Source organism: Pseudoalteromonas prydzensis (assembly GCF_001661495.1).
Lineage (GTDB): Bacteria > Pseudomonadota > Gammaproteobacteria > Enterobacterales > Alteromonadaceae > Pseudoalteromonas > Pseudoalteromonas prydzensis.
Map to the genome: position 1 here is coordinate 1 of NZ_BDDT01000027.1, position 20,456 is coordinate 20,456.

21 protein-coding genes, 1 tRNA gene, 2 rRNA genes, 1 pseudogene and 1 riboswitch are annotated in these 20,456 nt (G+C 42.3%); of the genes and pseudogenes, 16 read left to right on the plus strand and 9 right to left on the minus strand.

Annotated elements, in window-relative coordinates; genetic code table 11:
- Both A7968_RS22570 and rrf read left to right on the plus strand, forming a co-directional pair.
- Positions 1–188 (plus strand): 23S ribosomal RNA (locus A7968_RS22570); the annotation flags it as partial.
- A 237-nt stretch (positions 189–425) separates the two neighbouring features.
- Positions 426–540, plus strand: a 5S ribosomal RNA gene (gene rrf / locus A7968_RS22575).
- Between the two features lie 793 nt (positions 541–1,333).
- On the opposite strand, the pseudogene A7968_RS23865 reads toward rrf, so the two are convergent.
- The 3 genes and pseudogenes from A7968_RS23865 to galE form a co-directional block, all read right to left on the minus strand.
- Positions 1,334–1,399, minus strand: a pseudogene (locus tag A7968_RS23865) (Vmc-like lipoprotein signal peptide domain-containing protein); the annotation flags it as partial.
- 29 nt (positions 1,400–1,428) lie between these two features.
- A complete protein-coding gene (locus tag A7968_RS22580) occupies positions 1,429–2,268 on the minus strand; it encodes a DUF417 family protein (protein ID WP_064668753.1) in 840 nt (279 codons plus the stop codon).
- 105 nt (positions 2,269–2,373) lie between these two features.
- Positions 2,374–3,387 (minus strand): UDP-glucose 4-epimerase GalE, encoded by a 1,014-nt coding sequence (galE, locus tag A7968_RS22585; protein WP_064668754.1) that lies wholly within the window; start codon positions 3,385–3,387, stop codon positions 2,374–2,376.
- A 228-nt stretch (positions 3,388–3,615) separates the two neighbouring features.
- On the opposite strand from galE, the gene A7968_RS22590 reads away from it, so the two are divergent.
- Complete coding sequence (locus A7968_RS22590) at positions 3,616–4,113, plus strand: DUF3016 domain-containing protein (protein WP_064668755.1); 498 nt, start codon at positions 3,616–3,618, stop codon at positions 4,111–4,113.
- A 50-nt stretch (positions 4,114–4,163) separates the two neighbouring features.
- Here the strand turns inward: A7968_RS22590 and A7968_RS22595 are convergent, their stop codons facing one another.
- Positions 4,164–4,454 carry a hypothetical protein gene (locus A7968_RS22595; RefSeq protein ID WP_064668756.1) on the minus strand — a complete coding sequence of 97 codons (291 nt, stop codon included), beginning with the start codon at positions 4,452–4,454 and terminating at the stop codon, positions 4,164–4,166.
- Between the two features lie 71 nt (positions 4,455–4,525).
- On the opposite strand from A7968_RS22595, the gene A7968_RS22600 reads away from it, so the two are divergent.
- Positions 4,526–4,735 (plus strand): hypothetical protein, encoded by a 210-nt coding sequence (locus tag A7968_RS22600; protein ID WP_064668757.1) that lies wholly within the window; start codon positions 4,526–4,528, stop codon positions 4,733–4,735.
- A 15-nt stretch (positions 4,736–4,750) separates the two neighbouring features.
- On the opposite strand, the gene epmB is transcribed toward A7968_RS22600, so the two are convergent.
- Positions 4,751–5,764 (minus strand): EF-P beta-lysylation protein EpmB, encoded by a 1,014-nt coding sequence (gene epmB / locus A7968_RS22605; protein ID WP_064668758.1) that lies wholly within the window; start codon positions 5,762–5,764, stop codon positions 4,751–4,753.
- Positions 5,765–5,806: 42 nt separating this feature from the next.
- Here epmB and efp point away from each other — a divergent pair, with 42 nt between their 5' ends.
- Together efp and epmA are read left to right on the plus strand one after the other, a co-directional pair.
- Complete coding sequence (gene efp, locus A7968_RS22610; protein ID WP_064668759.1) at positions 5,807–6,373, plus strand: elongation factor P; 567 nt, start codon at positions 5,807–5,809, stop codon at positions 6,371–6,373.
- Between the two features lie 57 nt (positions 6,374–6,430).
- Complete coding sequence (epmA, locus tag A7968_RS22615; protein WP_064668760.1) at positions 6,431–7,405, plus strand: elongation factor P--(R)-beta-lysine ligase; 975 nt, start codon at positions 6,431–6,433, stop codon at positions 7,403–7,405.
- A 69-nt stretch (positions 7,406–7,474) separates the two neighbouring features.
- On the opposite strand, the gene A7968_RS22620 is transcribed toward epmA, so the two are convergent.
- The gene (locus A7968_RS22620; RefSeq protein ID WP_064668771.1) at positions 7,475–9,568 is read right to left on the minus strand and encodes a TonB-dependent receptor; all 2,094 of its coding nucleotides are present in this window, start codon (positions 9,566–9,568) and stop codon (positions 7,475–7,477) included.
- Between the two features lie 120 nt (positions 9,569–9,688).
- Here A7968_RS22620 and A7968_RS22625 point away from each other — a divergent pair, with 120 nt between their 5' ends.
- Together A7968_RS22625 and A7968_RS22630 are read left to right on the plus strand one after the other, a co-directional pair.
- Positions 9,689–10,084: an acyl-CoA thioesterase gene (locus tag A7968_RS22625; protein WP_064668761.1), complete on the plus strand. Its 396-nt coding sequence runs from the start codon at positions 9,689–9,691 to the stop codon at positions 10,082–10,084.
- Between the two features lie 114 nt (positions 10,085–10,198).
- Complete coding sequence (locus A7968_RS22630) at positions 10,199–10,600, plus strand: META domain-containing protein (protein WP_064668762.1); 402 nt, start codon at positions 10,199–10,201, stop codon at positions 10,598–10,600.
- A 55-nt stretch (positions 10,601–10,655) separates the two neighbouring features.
- Positions 10,656–10,766, plus strand: a riboswitch (TPP riboswitch).
- Here the strand turns inward: A7968_RS22630 and A7968_RS23745 are convergent.
- Positions 10,727–10,849 (minus strand): hypothetical protein, encoded by a 123-nt coding sequence (locus tag A7968_RS23745; RefSeq protein ID WP_263973455.1) that lies wholly within the window; start codon positions 10,847–10,849, stop codon positions 10,727–10,729. (Overlaps the previous riboswitch by 40 nt.)
- Before the next feature lie 69 nt (positions 10,850–10,918).
- On the opposite strand from A7968_RS23745, the gene thiC reads away from it, so the two are divergent.
- From thiC to A7968_RS22660, 6 genes are all read left to right on the plus strand, one after another.
- Entirely contained in the window at positions 10,919–12,871 is a 1,953-nt protein-coding gene (gene thiC / locus A7968_RS22635; protein ID WP_064668763.1) for a phosphomethylpyrimidine synthase ThiC, read from the plus strand.
- Positions 12,872–12,985: 114 nt separating this feature from the next.
- Entirely contained in the window at positions 12,986–13,987 is a 1,002-nt protein-coding gene (locus A7968_RS22640) for an FAD-dependent oxidoreductase (protein WP_064668764.1), read from the plus strand.
- A gap of 32 nt (positions 13,988–14,019) precedes the next feature.
- Complete coding sequence (gene thiS, locus A7968_RS22645; protein WP_064668765.1) at positions 14,020–14,217, plus strand: sulfur carrier protein ThiS; 198 nt, start codon at positions 14,020–14,022, stop codon at positions 14,215–14,217.
- Between the two features lies 1 nt (position 14,218).
- Positions 14,219–15,037: a thiazole synthase gene (locus A7968_RS22650; protein WP_064668766.1), complete on the plus strand. Its 819-nt coding sequence runs from the start codon at positions 14,219–14,221 to the stop codon at positions 15,035–15,037.
- Between the two features lie 13 nt (positions 15,038–15,050).
- Positions 15,051–16,568 (plus strand): thiamine phosphate synthase, encoded by a 1,518-nt coding sequence (gene thiE, locus A7968_RS22655; RefSeq protein WP_064668767.1) that lies wholly within the window; start codon positions 15,051–15,053, stop codon positions 16,566–16,568.
- Between the two features lies 1 nt (position 16,569).
- Complete coding sequence (locus A7968_RS22660; RefSeq protein ID WP_064668768.1) at positions 16,570–17,328, plus strand: HesA/MoeB/ThiF family protein; 759 nt, start codon at positions 16,570–16,572, stop codon at positions 17,326–17,328.
- Positions 17,329–17,430: 102 nt separating this feature from the next.
- Here A7968_RS22660 and asd read toward each other — a convergent pair whose 3' ends face one another.
- Positions 17,431–18,297, minus strand: coding sequence for an archaetidylserine decarboxylase (asd, locus tag A7968_RS22665; RefSeq protein WP_192543121.1), 867 nt, complete (start codon positions 18,295–18,297; stop codon positions 17,431–17,433).
- 15 nt (positions 18,298–18,312) lie between these two features.
- A complete protein-coding gene (rsgA, locus tag A7968_RS22670; protein WP_064668769.1) occupies positions 18,313–19,371 on the minus strand; it encodes a small ribosomal subunit biogenesis GTPase RsgA in 1,059 nt (352 codons plus the stop codon).
- 122 nt (positions 19,372–19,493) lie between these two features.
- On the opposite strand from rsgA, the gene orn reads away from it, so the two are divergent.
- Positions 19,494–20,039: an oligoribonuclease gene (gene orn / locus A7968_RS22675; protein ID WP_064668770.1), complete on the plus strand. Its 546-nt coding sequence runs from the start codon at positions 19,494–19,496 to the stop codon at positions 20,037–20,039.
- Positions 20,040–20,201: 162 nt separating this feature from the next.
- Positions 20,202–20,277: transfer RNA gene (locus A7968_RS22680), tRNA-Gly, on the plus strand.
- Positions 20,278–20,456: the final 179 nt, after the last annotated feature.

Here is a 20,456-nt window from a genome sequence, read left to right on the forward strand (position 1 = left end):
CGGTAGCTACGTTCGGAACTGATAAGCGCTGAAAGCATCTAAGCGCGAAGCAGGCCTCGAGATGAGTTCTCACTAGACTTTTAAAGTCTCTGAAGGGCCGTTGAAGACTACAACGTTGATAGGCAAGGTGTGGAAGCATAGTGATATGTTAAGCTAACTTGTACTAATTACCCGTGAGGCTTAACCATACAACGCCAAACGCGTTTTATCATTTACGTCCATGTAAATGACTAAAGCCGCACACGTGCGTTAAAATCTGTTCCAGACAGATTTTTATGTGACAGTGATAGCGCAGAAGTTAATATAACTAAAGTAGATTTACTGGCAGTTTTAAGCGATAAGCTTAAAGTTGTAAGAAAACAATTATCAGCCATTTTCCAGATTTTAATTAATTGGCTCGAAAGAGCGAATTAATACCAAATTTGCTTGGTGACAATAGCGTTTTGGACCCACCTGACCCCATGCCGAACTCAGTAGTGAAACGAAACAGCGCCGATGATAGTGTAGCATTTGTTATGTGAAAGTAGGTCATCGCCAGGCTCCAAATTAGAGAAACCCGTTACAGCTATGTGACGGGTTTTTTGTTGTCTGGAATAAAGTGAATTAGCAAGCGAGTTAGCGAGGGGAAAGCTAGCGAGTTGCACAGCGTCGACCTGAGCACCGTAGCATGGGCTGAGTATTACGAAACCTGCAGATAAAAAACGTCCCAGCCGATGAGAGTGTCGCCTTTGTTATGTGGCTCTCTACCGCTGTGGGCACTACGACATCACCAGGCTCCAAATTAAAGAAAGCTCGATTCGAAAGAGTCGGACTTTTTGCGTTTATTGCTTAGTTAGCGAGGGGAAAGTTATACCAATGCTATTTATTAAGTGATCAAATTTGTCCATGCTCTAAAGCACATATGCTTATACTAATCTGCTAAATTATGTGATCTAATTAGAGCATCATTACTTAGTAACTTTTACTAAATTGAACTTAGAAGAATCCAAACAACTTTTAGCTTTATCACGTAAAGAGCCTAATGCAAGAAAGTGCATACGCCTGCTTGCTGTTTCATTATTCTATGAAGGTGGAAATAGAACGAATATTGCTAAGCGGCTAAATACAGCTCGCGGCGGTGTCAATAAATGGGTTTTAAACAACCTTAACAGTGGAGTTGGATAAGGCAACACTGTCTATCTAATCGCGTGTTTAGTGATTATAAATAAATAGTCGAACAGGTTTCGCAAGCGTGGAATAAATTCATCGCAGTTCCTGATACGGTTAAAAGCATATGTTCTAGAGACGGGAGAAGAATGACTTAATCTTTATGTAGATTGGTATTAAGGGCTTGTCAGTGCTTTAAAAACAACTTATTTTTACATGCAGCCGCTATTATTGTGATAAGAGTAATAGCGGCTTGTAGTTACAAGTAATGAAGTATGCTTTCTAACGAGGATTAAGCTTTTTAGCAAAGTTAGCAATCACCAGTAAATTAGCAACAAACCATAGATCTTTAATAACAAAAAGGCCTAAGCTTGCAAGTAGTGTTGAACTGTCAAAAGCCCCTTCCGCAGAATATAAAAATGTTTGCGTCATTAAAAATACAGCACTGCAGCCAAGAGCCGAAACATAAATGGCTAATGGATGTTTTTTTATAATTGCTAGAGCCAGTGCTAAAGCAAAAAAGATATCGTAGATACCAATTAAATCAGACGCGGTTTGCACCGAAAATAAAGTATATAACCAAGACATAAACACTGAGGTTGATACCAGCGGCACAATTCCGTTTGCTTCAAACTCATAAAACTTCACACCGCCAATCCAAATAAGTACTAATGCAACAGGAAAGAGGTTCAAAACTGCCATGCCTTGAGCTGACAAGCGCTGTGGTTTATAAAGGTAAATAGCGAGAGAAATAAGTGCGGTGTACTTAATTATACCTTGCCCTGAGCCTATAATTGGGAAGCCACCTAAGTCAGTCATCCAACGACTTTCACTCAGTAAGGTAATCAGTGGTATAACTGCAAGTACAATAAGGCTTACAAAAGCAGGCGCTTGAAAGTAAGATTGTTTTAAACTTAAAACAATAAATAAAACGGTGGCTAAAAAAGCCCCTCCAGCGAGTATTGATTGCACTTTTTGAGGTATAACATTGGCTAATTGATAAAAATCGAAAATAGCATGCACATTATTAACTCCCGCACCATATAACAGGCTAAGCCCTAGTAACGATAAGCTAATAATGAGCAGTGAATAAATACAGTAATGTGTGTAAGTTGGTTGCATCTTTGGCACTTAATTTAATATAGATACTGTAAAAGAGCCGCTAACGACGTTTTTTATTTCAAAAAATATAAAAAAACCAGCTTATTGAAGCTGGTTTAAGTTTAGCTATTTATAACCATTAGGGTTATTACTTTGCCAACGCCAAGTATCCTGCATCATGCTATCAATCCCACGCTCTGCTTGCCAACCAAGCTCGTTTTGGGCTTTTTCTGGTGCCGCATAACAGGCTGCGATATCACCTGGACGACGAGGAGCTACCAGATAGGGAACTTCTTTTCCACAGGCTTTGCTAAATGCGTTGAGCATTTGCAGCACTGAATAACCATTGCCAGTACCAAGGTTGTAAACATGGGCGCCAGTATCTTGATTGATTTTATTAAGCGCTTTTAAGTGGCCAAGTGCTAAGTCTACAACGTGGATGTAATCACGAACACCGGTGCCATCAACGGTGTCGTAGTCATCACCAAACACACCTAATTGTTTTAATTTACCCACAGCAACTTGTGAGATATAAGGAAGTAGGTTATTTGGAATACCATTTGGATCTTCACCTATCAAACCTGATTCGTGTGCACCAACAGGATTAAAGTAGCGCAAAATTGCAAACGCAAAGCGTTCATCTGACTTCGCTATGTCTTGCAGCATCATTTCAACCATCAGTTTTGATGTGCCGTAAGGATTGGTAGTTCCACCAACTGGGAAGTCTTCGCGAATTGGTAAGCTTGCTGGGTCACCATACACAGTGGCGGATGAGCTAAATACTAGCTTGAATACACCCGCATCACGCATAGCATCAATGAGGGTTAGCGTACCTTGTACATTATTTTGATAATACTCAATCGGCTTTACTACTGATTCACCAACGGCTTTAAGGCCTGCAAAATGAATAACACTGTCGATTTGGTGTTTAGCAAATACTTGCTCTAAAAATGCTTTATCAAGAATATCACCTTGATAAAAAGTAATATCTTTAGCTGTTATGCTTTTTACTCGGTTGAGCGATTCTAGTGATGAATTACTTAGGTTATCGATAACGACAACATCCAGTCCTTGCTGTAGTAGTTCTAAAACTGTGTGTGAGCCAATATAGCCTGCGCCACCTGTGACTAAAATAGTCATACTATCTCCATTTAAGTAATTTTCTTCAATTAAGCTAATTTCATCACAAATAGCGATTGATTGCCTGTGTTATCTGTCATTTATTTTAGTTGTTGTTAAAATTATGTACTTAGTTACATTTTTGCTATAAATGATAACAATTACAAAAATAAGTATTAAGCTATAGTTAAGTTGAAAGTGCTAATCTTGCACCTTATAAATAGGGTAACGCCTTTATTGGAGAATGTTATGAATACAGTTAAAAAAATGGCAATGGCAATGCTAGTAGCACTTCCTGTTTTTGCTCATGCTGGCGAAGCTGTAGTTAAATGGCAAGACTTTAATGACTACCGTGATGTGCGACCATCAAATGAACCTAAAGGGTCATATCATAAACATATTGCGACAAGTTTTGAAAAGCACTTCAATAAATTGGCTGAAGAATTACCTGAAGGTTATAAATTCAATGTTGAAGTGACTGAACTGGATTTAGCCGGCGATGTACGTTTTGGTGGTATGAATGATCTGCGTATCGTTAAACCGATTTATTTTCCACGTATTGAGTTTAAATATTCAGTGACTGATAAAGATGGCAAAGTGCTGAGCGAAAGCGATAAAGTCGAGTTAAAAGACATGGGCTTTATGGATAAAATTAAAATGGGTCGAGACGAAGAGTTTTATTACGATAAACGCTTAATTACAGATTGGTTTAATAAAGAGTTAATGCCACAAATTGTTCCTAGTTAATGTTAATCTAACTGGGATGAAAAAGCGCTCACACGGTGAGCGCTTTTTTGCTATTTAAAAGTCGCTAATAATTGCAGTATTTGTTGCAGCTTAATAACGGTTGCCTTGAGCTTTTCTTCGTTTAGGCCATGCGTACTTAGGCTCTCTACATCAGCGGCAACATCCAGCACATAAGGCTTAAAGCGCTTTGCTTCAAAGCTAAAACCTGCGTCAGCAGGGAATAATGCTTTAAATTTTCCATGGCCTTGTTGTTGAAGTTCATCTAACTTTTTATCAGCATCAACTGATTGACGATAAACAATTTTTAAGTTGGCATTGAGTTGTTCAATAATTGAATCCATTTTTTTCCTAAAGCTTTCGACTGCATTGCCGATATAATACGGGTAATGAACTAAAAAGTCAGGTATGAGCTATGAATATATCAGGTGGAAATCTACCGGCCATGAGTGGTGCCGGACAAAGCGGTGAAGTTTACAGTGCAGCTTTAGCAAAAAAACAGCAAAAGGCTGATGGTGCAGCAGCACTGGCGTTAATTGAAGCTGCTGGCACTAGCAGTGCAGCGCAAACACCGGCAAAATCTGTAACAGCAACGCTTGGTAATAACGTAAACGTGTATGTTTAATAGCGCACTGCGCTATTAAATTAGTTTGAGGTCGATAGGAGTCTTACTTTTATGACCACCGATCTCACGTACAAGTTTAGGCACTAAGTAGCCTGGTAAGGCGTGGAGCATATCAGCCATAATTTTGCGTGCCTGCGATTCATCAATATCAAAATGACTAGCCCCTTCGACCTTGTCTAATAAATAGAGATAATAAGGCAGTACGTCAGCCGAAAATAACGCTTCACTTAGTGCTATTTGTGCGTGGCTTGAATCATTCACTTCTTTTAATATCACAGCTTGATTTAGTAACATCACCCCTGCGTGTTTTAGCTTTTGCATTGCGGCTTTAAATTCATCGTCAATTTCATTGGCGTGATTGATATGATTAATAAACACTATTTTAAGCGGTGAGCTTGCTAAGCGTTGGCATAACTCATCGGTAATACGGGTGGGGATCACCACAGGTAAACGGCTGTGAATTCGCATGCGCTTAATTTGTGGTAATTGCTCCAACTCATCCATAAACCAACTAATCGCATCGTCTTTGGCCATCAGCGGATCGCCACCACTTAAAATCACTTCATTGATATTATGATCCGACTTAATGTAATCGAGCGCTTCAATTAAGCTGCGTTTATTTAGCTGGTTCTCTTGGTATGGAAAATGGCGACGAAAGCAATATCTACAATTTACAGCGCAGCCAGTTTTAAACATTACTAAAACTCGCGACTTGTATTTATGTAATAGTCCTGGTTGCGTGTTGTTTTGCTCTTGCAAAGGATCTTTATCAAATCCTGTTTTAGCGATAAACTCTTGATGGCGTGGCATGACTTGCAGCAGTAACGGGTCGTTTATATCGCCATAACGCATTTTTTTGATAAAAGGCACAGGTACACGAACCGGAAAAAGAGCCCGTGCTTTAAGGTCTTTTTCATCGGCCATGCTTGATAAACCTAGCATTTCTAGCAAGGTGCGTGGGCAAGTAACAACATTAGCTAATTCTTTTTGCCAGTTTTTATGCAAATTTGCTTCATTTCTTTGTATCATTGGCACGTAGATTACTCGAAAAATTATTAGATAGAGGAAACGATGGCGAATTATAGCACCAACGAGTTCAAGGGCGGCCTAAAAATTATGATGGACGGCGAGCCTTGCAGTATTTTAGAAAATGAAATGGTAAAGCCTGGTAAAGGTCAAGCATTTAACCGTGTTCGCATCCGTAAACTGATCTCTGGAAAAGTTCTTGAAAAAACCTTTAAATCAGGTGATACAGTCGAAGGTGCTGATGTAATGGATACTGATCTTGCGTATCTTTACACTGACGGTGAATTCTGGCATTTCATGAACAACGAAACTTTTGAACAAATCGCCGCGGATGAAAAAGCGCTAGGTGATTCAGGTAAATGGTTAGTTGAAAATGATGTATGTACTATCACATTATGGAATGGCAGCCCAATTGCTGTGACTCCACCTAACTTTGTTGAGCTTGAGATCACTGAAACTGATCCAGGCCTAAAAGGTGATACAGCCGGTACTGGTGGTAAACCAGCTACATTAAGCACTGGCGCTGTAGTACGTGTACCATTATTCGTACAAATTGGCGAAGTGATCAAAGTAGATACTCGCAGTGGTGAATACGTAAGCCGTGTTAAGTAAGCAATAACATGACTTAATTAAATCCCAGCTTAGGCTGGGATTTTTTTTGGAGAAAATATGTCAGCAGATCTTTGGATGCCTAGTGCCGAAATAGCAACCTTGCAGCAACGTGCGAGTATTGTAAGAACTATCCGTGAGTTTTTTTATGCCCGTGAAGTAATGGAAGTCGATACCCCCAGCTTAAGTGCGGCCAGTGTTACTGACGTACACTTAGTTAGTTTTAATACTTCTTTTGTAGGACCTGGCCATGCCAAAGGCTTGCCGCTGTACTTACAAACGTCCCCTGAGTTTGCCATGAAGCGCTTATTAGCCGCCGGTAGTGGTGCTATTTTTCAACTTTGTAAAGCGTTTCGTAATGAAGAAGCGGGTAGTCATCATAACCCTGAATTTACTATGCTGGAGTGGTATCGCCCCGGATTTGATGAGTTTGCCTTGATGGATGAGATAGATGAGTTAATGCAGCTAGTTTTAAATGTTCCTGCTGCGCAGCGATTAACTTATCAACAAGCATTCCAACAGGCTTTGGGGCTTGATCCACTGACCGCGACATTGGCGCAATTACAGCAACTCGCTATTGAGCAAGGCTTTGCTGACATAGCCGCACATGAAACTCACCGAGATACTTTACTGCAATTATTATTTTGCATGAAAGTAGAGCCAACCATTGGCCAAGATAAGCCCTGTTTTGTATATCATTTTCCGGCGTCACAAGCTGCTTTAGCACGTATTTGTGAGCATGATTCACGAGTAGCTGGGCGTTTTGAGCTTTACTATCAGAACATGGAACTGGCGAATGGCTTTAATGAGCTTACCAATGCACAGGAGCAAGCTAAACGCTTTACTGAGGATAACGTATACCGCGATGCTAATAACTTGCCACAAGTGCCTATGGACACGCGTTTAATCTCAGCGCTTGAGCACGGATTACCGCAATGTGCAGGAGTGGCGTTAGGGATTGATAGGTTAGTGATGTTAGCAACCAAAAAACATACGATAAAAGAAGTGATCGCGTTTGATGTAGGTAGGGCTTAATTGAAGAGCCAGGTACTAGGTAATTAGGTGCTAGGAAACCCTAGTACCTAGTCACCTAGCACCTATTAATTATAACTCGTAAATAAAGGTGACACCAGCGACCATAGGTTCGCCAAGCTGGGTGTAGGTATGCGTTGCATAACCATCAGCTGGGTTGTTACCAAACTCAAAACCACGAGTGGGTACTTCTTCGTCAAACACGTTACGTGCCCAGGCGCGGATTGACCACTGCTCTGCTTCATAGCCCGCACTGAAGTTAACTAGATTAACGCTCGGTGCTTGTGAGTTATGACTATCCGAGAAGTAATAATCGTCTTTGCCTTCAATACCCACTGTAGCATATAGCTCATTAGTGAAGTTGTAACGCGCTGTAAACGCGTATTGGTATTTAGGGGCTTGTGATTGTTCACGACCATCTTGATCAAGACCTGATTGCGCAACAAAGTCATTAATTTTGGTATTTAGGTAACCTGCGCTACCAGTGAAAACTAAATCGTCTGTTAACTGGTAACTTCCTTCAATTTCAAGGCCGTAGTTTTCACCTGAGCTGGCGTTATCAACATAACCGGTAAATTTTTGATTTTCTACTTTCCATGCTTTTAACTGCATGTCTTCGCGGTACATATAAAATGCTGCTAAACGTAGCACAAACTTGTCATCCAGTGAACTGCCTTTTACACCAAACTCACCACTCCATAAGTATTCTGGCGCGAAGCTAACATGATTCTGGAAAAAATCGGCATCCAGATTTAAGCCATCATCTTTGGCTTTTGCAAGCGCTTCAGAATTAATACCACCGGCTTTATAACCACGGGTTAAACTAGTATAGATCATGGTACGGTCAATCACTTGGTATTCAAGTGCTAGTTTACCACCGACCATGACATCGTCAGTTTCTTCGATAAAGCCGTTATTATCGGTGTAGTCACCTTGGTATTGCTCAACTCGCAAGCCTGTGATTAAGGTGGTTTTATTACCAATCGGCGTCGCTAGTTGGCCATATATAGCGCTATTGCTAGTTTCATAGTTTGAAGCAAATGGATTTGCAAGCCATGTATATTGGCGTTCTAAATCAACTTCACGGTCTTGATAATAAAGTCCTACAACCCAGTTGCCGCCTTTGCCGTTAAATTGCAGCTCTGCCGCTTGGTCTTGACGATCGCGAAAGTACGCATCAGTTGAGCTATAACCATCAGGGTGTAGCCCGGCAGCGCATAACTGTGGCTGGTTAATATCATTACACACCCAATCTTCATCAAAGCTGTAAACTAACTCACTATCAATACCTGATAGGTTAAGATTGACATCAAACCAATCAAAGCCGGTGTATATATTGGCAAGGCCTACGGCAATGCTTTCTTGGTTATCTTGGCCTGGTTCATCTGCTACGCTATTACGACTGTTATCAATGGTAAAGGCATCATAGCCGTTGTTGATATCAATATAGTGAACGCTTAATTCAGAGCGAAAGTGATCGGTTAGTTGGCTATGTAGTTTAAAGCGGCTAACCATTTCGTCTTGTTGTTGCGTTGCTTTATCAAGGTATAGGTTATCTTGATAACCGTCAGATTCGCGCTGGTAAATACTAGCGCGCACTGCGGTGCTGTCTGTAATACCAATACCTGCGGCAACTCCCGCTTCATAACTATTGTAGTTACCTGCGCCCAGTTGTACTTTTAAACTTGGCTCAAAGCTTGGATCAGCTGATTCCATTTGGATCATACCTGCCATGCCATCAGCACCAAAGCGTGTGCCTTGCGGGCCGCGGTATATTTCAACTTGGTTAACATCAAATAATAGCGAACTGCCGCCAAGGCCTGAATAATTAATGCCATCAATCACTAAACCAACAGATGGGTTGATTGGATCAACAAACTGCGAGCGTAGACCAACCCCACGAATTTGAATATAGCGGCCACGCGATGCGCCTGAGGTAAAGTTTACATTGGCGGCACTGGCAAGCATTTCATCAAGAAAACTAGCACCACGCTCATTAATTTCACGATCGCTAAATAAGCTAGCGCTGGCGCTGAGGGTTTGAATACTTTCTTTTTGAAAATCCCCAGTAACGAGTATTTTTTCAAGTTCAGAATCATCAGCAAAAGCTGGGGCGCTGACTAATGGTAAAAGCGCGGCAGTAATTAAAGACAAGCGTAGTTTCATTCGGTTACTTAACTCCATTTCAGGGACTTGCATGATAGCAACTATTCTTATTAAAGTCGTGATACTCGATATATTAATGTGCTATAAACGCGCACAGTATACATAATAAGGAATACAAATATGACCTTTAAAGTTGACTTTAAAGTGCGTGATTATGAATGTGACCTGCAAGGTATTGTAAATAATAGTGTGTATTTTAACTACCTAGAGCACGCACGCCATGAATTTTTGCACGCCAACGGGGTTGATTTTGCTCAGCTTGCCCGCGATAAAATTAACCTGGTGGTGATGCGCAGCGAAATGGATTACAAGCAGTCACTGGTCCCAGGCGATGAGTTTTATGTTGCTGTAGAGCCTGAGCGCATAAGTCGCTTAAAGTTTGGCTTTCGACAAACTATAGTACGAAAGCATGATGAAAAAGTAATGTTAAAGGCATTGGTGATTGGTACATCAGTGAATGAGCGAGGGCGACCATTCTTACCAGCGCAGATTGATCAGCTATTTCAAGCCCAATAGGCATCTTTTTTACTATCTTAGAACAATTTTTTACATTAAAAACATGCATTTTTAACGGTATAAATGGTTATTTGTTGTTATCATAATGCGATTGAGTTTTAGGTTAGTAATCACATGAAATTAGCAGCAATACCGATGCTTATAATCGGTTTATGTGTAGGCTGCTCATCGACAGGGAACGTCACTAGTGAGCAATTGAAATACACCAAGTGGCAACTATCACGAGTTGATGGTTTAGCGATCCCGGCATCTTATTCTGCCTCATTGAGTTTTATTGAAGCTTTGCAAGTCAATGGTTTTGCCGGTTGTAATAAGTTTTTTGGCGAAGGCCAACTGGATGACAGTCATCTAACAGTGAATAAGCTAGGGATGACCCGTAAATCATGTGGTGATGAGTTGGATGAGTTTGAACAGCAGTTTTTAAATGCGTTAAAGCAAGGCGTGCCACTGCAAATTCAAGATCAACAACTGGTGTTAAATGGCGAGCAAACATTTGCGTTTATTCCAGCAGGCTGAGCTCTTGCAGCAAGCGTGTAACTAACGTACACTCGTCAGCGAACAATATATAGAATTTTACTTGTCGGAGTGCCTTGAGTTTTAACTTAAAGGCTGAGATCGCGAAAGCGGGATCCGTGAACCTGATCAGGCTAACACCTGCGTAGGGAACAAGCTGCCTAAAACAGGTGCTTGTGCGCCTGTTTGGCGTATAAGTATCCAGGCTGCCAAGGTTGGGTGTACTTTTTGTAATACCCACCTACGATCCATGTAGCATCTGCTACTCTCTATTGCACAGCAATATCTGACAAGACAACCCTTTTAGCAATGAGGTAAGTCATGTCAAACACAACAAATAAACCGTCTCGCCGCGAAACCCGTGCGGCTGCATCAGATTACATTTATAACCTGACTGGGCAACCGTTCCCAAGTTCACATAAAGTTTACGTACAAGGTACACATGATAATGTGCGCGTGGGTATGCGTGAAATCACCCTAAGCGATACCTTTATTGGTGGCAGCGAAGAAAACCCAGTTTATGAGCCCAATGCACCACTGCGTGTTTATGATACCTCGGGACCTTATACCGATCCGAATTTCACTTTAGATGTTCGCAAAGGCCTGGATAAGTATCGCGAGCAGTGGATTGAAAGCCGCGGCGATACTGAAGTTTTAGAGTCCGTTACCTCACAATTTTCCCAGCAACGAATGGCCGATGAAGGCCTAGATCATATTCGTTTTGAGCACTTACCAAAAATTCGCCGCGCTAAAGCCGGTAAAAATGTCACGCAAATGCATTATGCGCGTCAAGGTATTATCACTCCTGAAATGGAATATGTCGCAATACGCGAAAACATGGGCCGTGCGCAAATTCAGCAAGAATTATTAGCGCAGCAGCACAAAGGTGAGTCGTTTGGTGCGAGCATTCCTGAGTTTATTACCCCTGAATTTGTACGAGATGAAATTGCCCGCGGGCGTGCAATTTTACCCAATAACATCAATCATCCTGAAACTGAGCCAATGATTGTTGGCCGTAACTTTTTAGTGAAAGTTAACGCCAATATTGGTAACTCGTCAGTGAGTTCATCAATTGAAGAAGAAGTTGAAAAAATGGTCTGGTCAACCCGTTGGGGTGCTGACACGGTAATGGATTTATCAACGGGCCGTTATATTCATGAAACCCGTGAATGGGTGGTACGTAACTCACCAGTGCCCATTGGTACTGTGCCAATTTATCAAGCGCTTGAAAAAGTAAATGGCGTGGCAGAAGACCTAACGTGGGAGATTTTCCGCGACACCTTGATTGAACAAGCCGAGCAAGGCGTTGATTACTTTACTATTCATGCTGGTGTGTTATTGCGTTATGTACCAATGACCGCTAAGCGTGTTACCGGTATTGTGTCGCGCGGTGGTTCAATCATGGCGAAGTGGTGTTTAGCGCATCATAAAGAAAATTTTTTATACACTCACTTTGAAGATATCTGCGAAATTTTAAAGCAATACGATGTGTGTTTCTCATTGGGTGATGGTCTGCGTCCAGGCTCCATTGCTGACGCTAACGATGAAGCGCAATTTAGTGAGTTACGTACTTTAGGAGAGCTGACCAAAATAGCCTGGAAACACGATGTACAAGTGTTCATTGAAGGCCCAGGGCATGTGCCAATGCATATGATCAAAGAAAATATGGAAGAGCAACTTAAGCACTGTGATGAAGCGCCTTTTTATACACTAGGGCCACTGACTACCGATATTGCGCCTGGTTATGACCATATCACCTCTGGGATAGGTGCGGCGCAAATTGCATGGTATGGCTGTGCCATGCTTTGTTACGTAACACCAAAAGAGCACTTAGGTTTACCAAATAAAGAAGACGTTAAAGAAGGCTTGATCACCTACAAAATTGCCGCTCATGCTGCCGATTTAGCGAAAGGTCACCCAGGTGCACAAGAGCGTGATAATGCCTTATCAAAAGCCCGTTTTGAGTTCCGTTGGCATGACCAATTTAATATTGGTTTAGACCCTGTTCGTGCCCGTGAATACCACGATGAAACCTTGCCTCAAGAATCTGGCAAAGTAGCACATTTTTGCTCTATGTGCGGGCCAAAATTCTGCTCAATGAAAATCACCCAAGAAGTGCGAGAATATGCCAAAGATCTCGAAGCCAGAGGCATAGATCCTAACAACGTCGGTGATGCTATTGAGATCAAAATGGTCGATGTAGAAGCCGAAATGCAAGCTAAATCAGCCGAGTTTAAACAAACCGGCTCAGAGATTTACCATAAAGCGGTTTAACTAAAAGGCGCTAGGTTCTAGGGAAGAGACTAGGTTTTAGGATGTTGTTAACCTAGAACCTAGAACCTAGAACCTAGAACCTAGAACCTAGAACCTAGAACCGGAGGAACTCTCATGTCTTACAACATTGCGGTGGTGGGGTTTGGTTTAACTGGGCGTTTAGCTGCGCTTGAGCTGAGCTTAAAGCATAATGTTACTGTTTATGAAGCGGGTGACGAACAAGCGCTTGATAGTGCAGGAAGAGTGGCGGCGGCGATGCTTGCGCCTTTAGCTGAATCGGTATTATGTGAACAAGACTTAGCCTTATTGGGACTGGATTCTGTTGCGCGTTGGCCGAGTATTTTAGCGCAGCTTGATGATGAAGTGTTTTTTCAACAGCAAGGCTCCTTAGTGGTGGCTCACCAACAAGATAAGGGTGACTTGCAAAGCTTTATACAACGCTTAAAACCTTTGGCTGGCCATCATGGGCATCCGTTAACGGGTTCGCAAATTAGTGAATTAGAGCCGGAGCTTGCAGGGCGTTTTAATCAAGGTGTGTATTTACCCTGTGAAGGGCAAATAGATAATCAGGCTTTTTATCAAGCGAGCTTTAATACTCTGAAACAGCGAAAGGTGAGCTTTAAATTTGCACAAAAGATCGATGTTGGTTGTGAAGAACTAAAGCAATCATTTGATTATATTATTGATTGTCGAGGTTTGGGTGCTAAAAGCACAGTCTGTAAGCTGCGAGGAGTACGTGGCGAGGTAGTGCGTTTGTATGCCCCTGAGGTTAATTTAACGCGTCCGGTGCGGCTAATGCATCCGCGTTATCCAATCTATATTGCACCTAAGCCAAATTATCAGTATGTAATTGGCGCGACAGAAATCGAATCACAAGATAATGGCCCCGCAACGGTACGTTCAACCCTTGAGCTGTTATCGGCAGCGTACACAGTACATAGCGGCTTTGCAGAAGCGCGGGTGTTGAGTATTCAAACCGGCCTGCGTCCTGCTTTTAGTGATAATCGCCCGCAAGTAACGCAGCAACAACAGCTGATCAGCATTAATGGTTTGTACCGTCATGGCTATTTGCTCGCGCCTAGTTTAGTGGCTGATGCTGTGGCTCGGATCAATTAAGGTTTACTATTAAAGTAAGTATAAAAATAAATATGAAATTAACAATTAATGGTCAATATTTTGAGTTGGCAAATAATGCCAATTTAACCCAAGCTTTGCGCCAATTTGCCGCGAAAGAACCTTTTGCGGTTGCGGTTAATGGTCAGTTTATCCCGCGTAGTCAGTGTGATACATGCTTACTTAACGAAGGCGATAGCATTGAATTACTATCACCAATTCAAGGTGGCTAATATGAGTAGCGCAATATCAGATAGTTTTAGTATTTATGGTGAGCAGTTCACTAGTCGGTTATTAATTGGTTCGGCATTGTATCCGTCACCAGCTATTATGGCAGACTCGATTGTAGCCTCTGGCGCGCAGGTGGTTACTGTGTCATTACGACGTCAACAAAGTGTCGCCGCAGGGGATGACTTTTGGCAATTGATCAAAGATACTGGGTTAAAAATCTTACCCAATACAGCGGGTTGCCACAGTGTTAAGGAAGCCGTCACGCTCGCGCAAATGTGCCGCGAAGTATTTGCCACTGATTGGATCAAGCTAGAGTTGATCGGCGATGAATATAACCTACAGCCAGATCCGTTTGCATTGCTTGAGGCAACTAAAATACTGTTAGCCGAGGGTTTTAAGGTATTACCGTATTGCACCGATGATTTAGTGTTATGCCAACGTTTGGCTGATGCTGGATGTGAAGTGCTAATGCCGTGGGGAGCACCGATTGGCACAGGTAAAGGACTATTAAATCAATATAACTTAAAAACTATTCGGGAGCGTTTACCCAATACCACATTGATTGTTGATGCTGGCCTTGGTTTACCATCACATGCCTGCCAAGCGCTTGAATTAGGTTATGATGCGGTGTTATTAAATTCGGCTATTGCAGGGGCGGGCTGCCCTGTTACCATGAGTCATGCATTTAAAGCAGCCGTTGATGCGGGTCGTTTTGCTTACCGAGCAAAGGCAATGCCAGAAAAAGACGTTGCTGCGCCATCTACCCCTACTATGGGTATGCCTTTTTGGCATCAAGAATTTGGTATTAAGAATAAAAATTAGGAAATACATAACTATGAATCATGTTGTTTGGACAATTGCTGGATCTGACTCTGGCGGTGGTGCAGGTATTCAGGCGGATATTAAAGCGATGCAAAGTTTTGACGTGCATGGTTGTACAGCTATCACCGCATTGACTGCGCAAAACAGCTTAGGGGTTGAAGCACTTAACCCGATTTCAACCGACGTTATTGAGTCGCAATTACTCGCTCTTGAAAGCGACATGAAAGCTCGAGTTATTAAAATTGGTATGCTGGCCAATGTGCAGCAAATTCAATTGATCAGTGAACATTTAAAACATTATAAAGCCACTTGGCCGGTTGCGCCTTTGGTTGTATATGATCCGGTGGCCATTGCCAGTAGTGGTGACTTACTCACCGAAGAAGATACGGTTAGCGCAATTAAAGAATGCTTATTACCGCTGGTGGATGTGATCACCCCAAATACCCATGAAACTCAGTTATTGACCGGCGTGTATTTAATTGGCCCCAGTGCCGTTATTGAGGCAGCCGAAAAGTTGCAAAGTTGGGGCGCTAAAGCGGTGATTATCAAAGGCGGTCATTGGGATTACCCAAGTGGTTATTGTATTGATTACTGCAGGGATGGTAGTAATGAATATTGGCTTGGTAACGAAAAAATTCAAACACCGCACAGTCACGGTACAGGGTGTAGTATGGCGTCGGTGATAGCAGCCTGTTTAGCAAAAGATTACCCATTAAAAGATGCTTTTATCTTAGCTAAAGCGTATATCAACCAAGGTTTAAAAGCGGCTGTGCGCTATGGTGAAGGGATTGGCCCTGTGGCACAAACAAGCTTTCCAGAAAACCTTGCTGATTACCCACAAGTAATAGAAGCCGGCAGTTGGCTTGGTGACGAACTAGATTTTGAGCCAGTAAACGAATTTACAATGGCGGCAGGCTTTACTGAGTGTGAAAGTAAACTGCTTGGTTTGTATGCAGTGGTTGATACCCTCGACTGGCTAGAAAAGTGCTTAGCGCAAGGGATTAAAACCGTGCAGCTTAGAATGAAAAATGGCAGTGATGAGGAACTTGAACACGCAGTTGCCGCAGCTGTTACACTTGGTAAAAAGTATGACGGCAACGTGTATATAAATGACCATTGGCAATTAGCCATTAAGCATGGTGCTTATGGCGTTCACTTAGGGCAAGAGGATTTGCTCGACGCTAACTTGGTTGCAATTAAAGAATCTGGCATGCGATTAGGGCTCTCTACTCACGGTTTTTACGAAATGCTACGCGCTCATAATTACCGCCCGAGTTATATGGCGTTTGGCGCTATTTACCCAACCACCACCAAAGATATGACAGGGCAAATTCAAGGGCTTGAAAAGTTAAAACACTTTGTGCCGTTAATGCAAGATTACCCAACCGTCGCCATTGGCGGTATTGATTTAGCGCGTGCTAGTGAAGTTGCAGCAACGGGGGTTGGCAGTGTCGCAGTGGTCAGAGCAATTACAGAGTCTGCGGATTACCAGCAAGCTATCGTCGATTTACAAAGCGCTTTGGGTTATTAAAATGGTTGAGTTATCTGACAAAGAGCAGCTGCGTTACAGCCGTCACTTAATGCTTAAAGAAGTGGGGCTTGAAGGGCAGTTAAAATTAAAAGCAGCCCATATTGTGGTAGTTGGCGCGGGAGGCTTAGGCAGCCCCGCGTTGCTGTATTTAGCTGCGGCTGGGATTGGCGAATTAACCTTGTTAGATGACGACAAAGTAGAGCTTTCAAACCTACAGCGCCAAGTACTCTATAAAATAAATCACTTAGGGCAAGATAAGGTCAGCGCTGCGGGTAAAGTATTAAGCAGCTTAAATAATCAAATCAAGATCAACACAGTTAGCGCCAAACTAAGCGCTGACAATGCCCAGCAAATGTTTTCTGACGCAACCTTAGTAGTTGATTGCAGCGATAACTTTAGCACGCGTTATGTGGTTAATAAGCAATGCTTAGCTCTGGGTATTCCACTGGTGTCGGGGGCGGCAATAGCGAGCGAAGGGCAGCTAATGTGTTTTGATTTTCGCCAGCCTCAAAGCCCTTGTTACGGTTGCTTATTTGGCAAGCAACCACAACAGCAAACGCTTAATTGCAGTAATGCAGGCGTACTAAGCCCGCTGTTAGGTGTGATAGGTTCAATGCAGGCATTATTGGCTGTTAACATTGTGCTTGGCCATCACCAAGGTAGCCAGTTTATTCGTTTTGATGGACTAACTTTAGCGCAGCAGCAGTTTCAATTAACTAAAGCGCCGGGGTGCTCAGAGTGTGCTGCAGAAATCGATTAAATAAAAAACGCGGAATGACTCTAGCCTTTCCGCGTTTTTAGTTAAATCTAGTCGCTAACTAGCTAACTAGCTAACTAGCTAACTAGCTAACTAGCTAACTAACTAATCATCAATCTTAGCGAACGGTGTGCCCATGCGAGTCACAGTACCTGGTTTTTGATCATCAAGGATGTCTGCTTTATCTGCACCCCAAGCTAAAATAACCGTCGAGCCAAGCTTAAAGCGACCCATCTCTTCACCTTTTTTCAAGGTAATGGCGTTGTCACCAGAAGTTGGATAGTTCCAGCTAAACACATCTTTACCTGCTGGTGGTGTAACGGTACCAGCCCAAATTGTTTCGATGCTGGCTACAATCGTTGCACCGACTAATACCATGGCAAGCGGGCCAATTTCAGTGTCAAAAATCGCTACGACACGCTCGTTACGTGCAAATAAGTTTGGCACATTTTGCGCGGTAAGCGGGTTTACTGAAAACAAATCACCCGGTACATAAATCATTTTGCTCAAGGTGCCATCAATTGGCATATGAATGCGATGATAGTCTTTTGGTGCCAAATAAATAGTTGCAAAGTCACCACCTAAAAAAGGCGCTGTATCTTGCTCTGAGCCACCAAGTAGTGCTTGTAAGCTGTAGTTATGACCTTTAGCTTGAATAAGCTGCCCTTCAACAATCGGGCCTAATTGGCTAATTGCACCATCTACTGGATGTGCAATGATGTCACTATCCGTTGTTAATGGCCGTACGCCGTCTTTTAGTGGACGAGTAAAAAATTCATTAAAGGTTTTGTAATGAGCGGGGTCGCTATATTGCGCTTCACTCATATCTATTTTGTATTGTTTAATAAATAATTTGATCAAGGTAGTGGTTAATGCACCGGCTTTTGCTGCGGCTAATTTACCTACCATGCGCGATACAAAGTGTTTTGGCATTGCGTATTGCATTGCGATTTTGAATTTATCTAAACTCACTGATTTCTTCCTAATTTATACGCGCGGAGCACGAGCTCCGGCACGGCCATCGGCCATTGTTTCTAAAATTCTGTGGTAACTATCAAAACGTAGTTGCGAAATATCACCGTCATCAACTGCTTGGCGAATTATACAACCAGGATCGTTTAAATGCTTACAGTCTCGAAAACGACAGCCACCGATAAACTCACGAAATTCTTTAAAGCACCAAGTAACGCGCTCTACATCTAAGTGCCATAAACCAAACTCACGAATACCTGGTGAGTCAATTAAATTACCGCCAGAAGGGAGGTGATGTAATCGCGAGACTGTCGTGGTATGTTGGCCAAGGCCACTGTTTTCAGAGACTTCTTTCGTGAGTATTTCGGCATCAGGTAACACGGTATTCACTAAGGTTGATTTACCCACACCACTTTGACCAACAAAAATACTGTTTTTAGCAACTAACGTTTCTTTTAGTGCATCAATGCCGTAACCGTTTTTATTACTTACTAGTAAAACCTGATAACCAAGGCCACGGTAAATATCGAGGACTTGGTTAATGCCTGCTAAGCCTTGCTCATCAATTAAATCTATTTTATTGAGCACTAAAATAGGCTCTATACCCATGTCTTCACAGGCAATTAAATAACGGTCGATAATACTAGGGGTAAACTCTGGTAGCACTGCTGACACCATTAGAATTTGGTCAATGTTGGCAGCTATGACTTTTACCCCATCGTAAAAATCAGGGCGTGTTAGTTGTGAGCGACGCTCGTGCATGGCTTCGATCACACCGGCTAAATCACCTTCACTGACTTTGGCACGGCGAAATTGCACTTCGTCACCACAGACAATGCCTTTAACAGTACGGCGAATATTACAACGTAGTACATCGCCGTTATCGGTTTCGATGTCAGCATGTTGACCAAACCGACTGATCACCACGGCATTTTCAGCAGCGCCTAAATTATCAATTTGCCATTGCGTTGATGTACCTTTAGTCGAGGCAGTATCAGCGTTAGACAAGCGCTTTTGGTGATTGGCCTTGATCCGGCGGGATTGGCCTTTACTTAATTTCTTCTGTTTTGCCACTTTTGGCCCATAACTTAGTTAAATGTCGTGCTTTTTGAAAAAAAAGCTTTAGGTCGACTGATGATACTAATATGATATAACTAAATGCGTTGGATCTAAAGGAAAGTACCGCTTAGGTAATTATGTCTTTTCATAAATCAAATCTTATCTGGCTCGACCTTGAAATGACAGGTCTTGAACCAGCCACAGATAAAATACTCGAAATTGCGACTGTTGTCACCGACAGTGAGTTAAACATCTTGGCTGAAGGGCCGACTATTGCTATTCATCAAAGTGATGAATTACTTGATGGCATGGATGAATGGTGTACCAATCAACATGGTCAGTCAGGGTTAACCGCCCGTTGTAAAGCAAGCACATTCACAGAGCAAGATGCTGTAGAGCAAACCTTGGCATTTTTAAAGCAATGGGTTCCTGCGGGCGCTTCACCTATGTGTGGTAATTCAATTGGCCAAGATAGACGCTTTATGAATAAATACATGCGTGAGCTGGAAGATTACTTCCATTATCGTAATTTAGATGTCAGCACAATTAAAGAACTTGCACGACGCTGGAAACCGGAAGTGTTAGCGCAAGTGAATAAAAAAGGCTCACACCTTGCTTTGGACGATATCAAAGATTCGATCATGGAATTAAAAGTCTACCAAGAAAAATTCTTTAATTTGTAAAAAACACTTGCAAACACATCGGATTATTGTAGAATCCTGCCCCGCTTAAGACGATAACCCCCGCGGGGTTAGTGTGTTTGAGTGCAGGTTAAAGATTCAAGAAGAAAGGTTAAAGGAACGAGGTTTAATATTGATAGAACCTAGAACCTAAAACCTAGATATGCGGCACTAGCTCAGTTGGTAGAGCGCGACCTTGCCAAGGTCGAGGTCACGAGTTCGAGCCTCGTGTGCCGCTCCAATTTCTCACCAAAGAAATTGCAGCAAGTTTCAAGAATAAAGTTCAAAGTTGATAGAACCTAGAACCTAGAACCTAGAACCTAGAACCTAGAACCTAGAACCTAGAACCTAGAACCTAGAACCTAGAACCTAGAACCTAGAACCTAGAACCTAGAACCTAGAACCTAGAACCTAGAACCT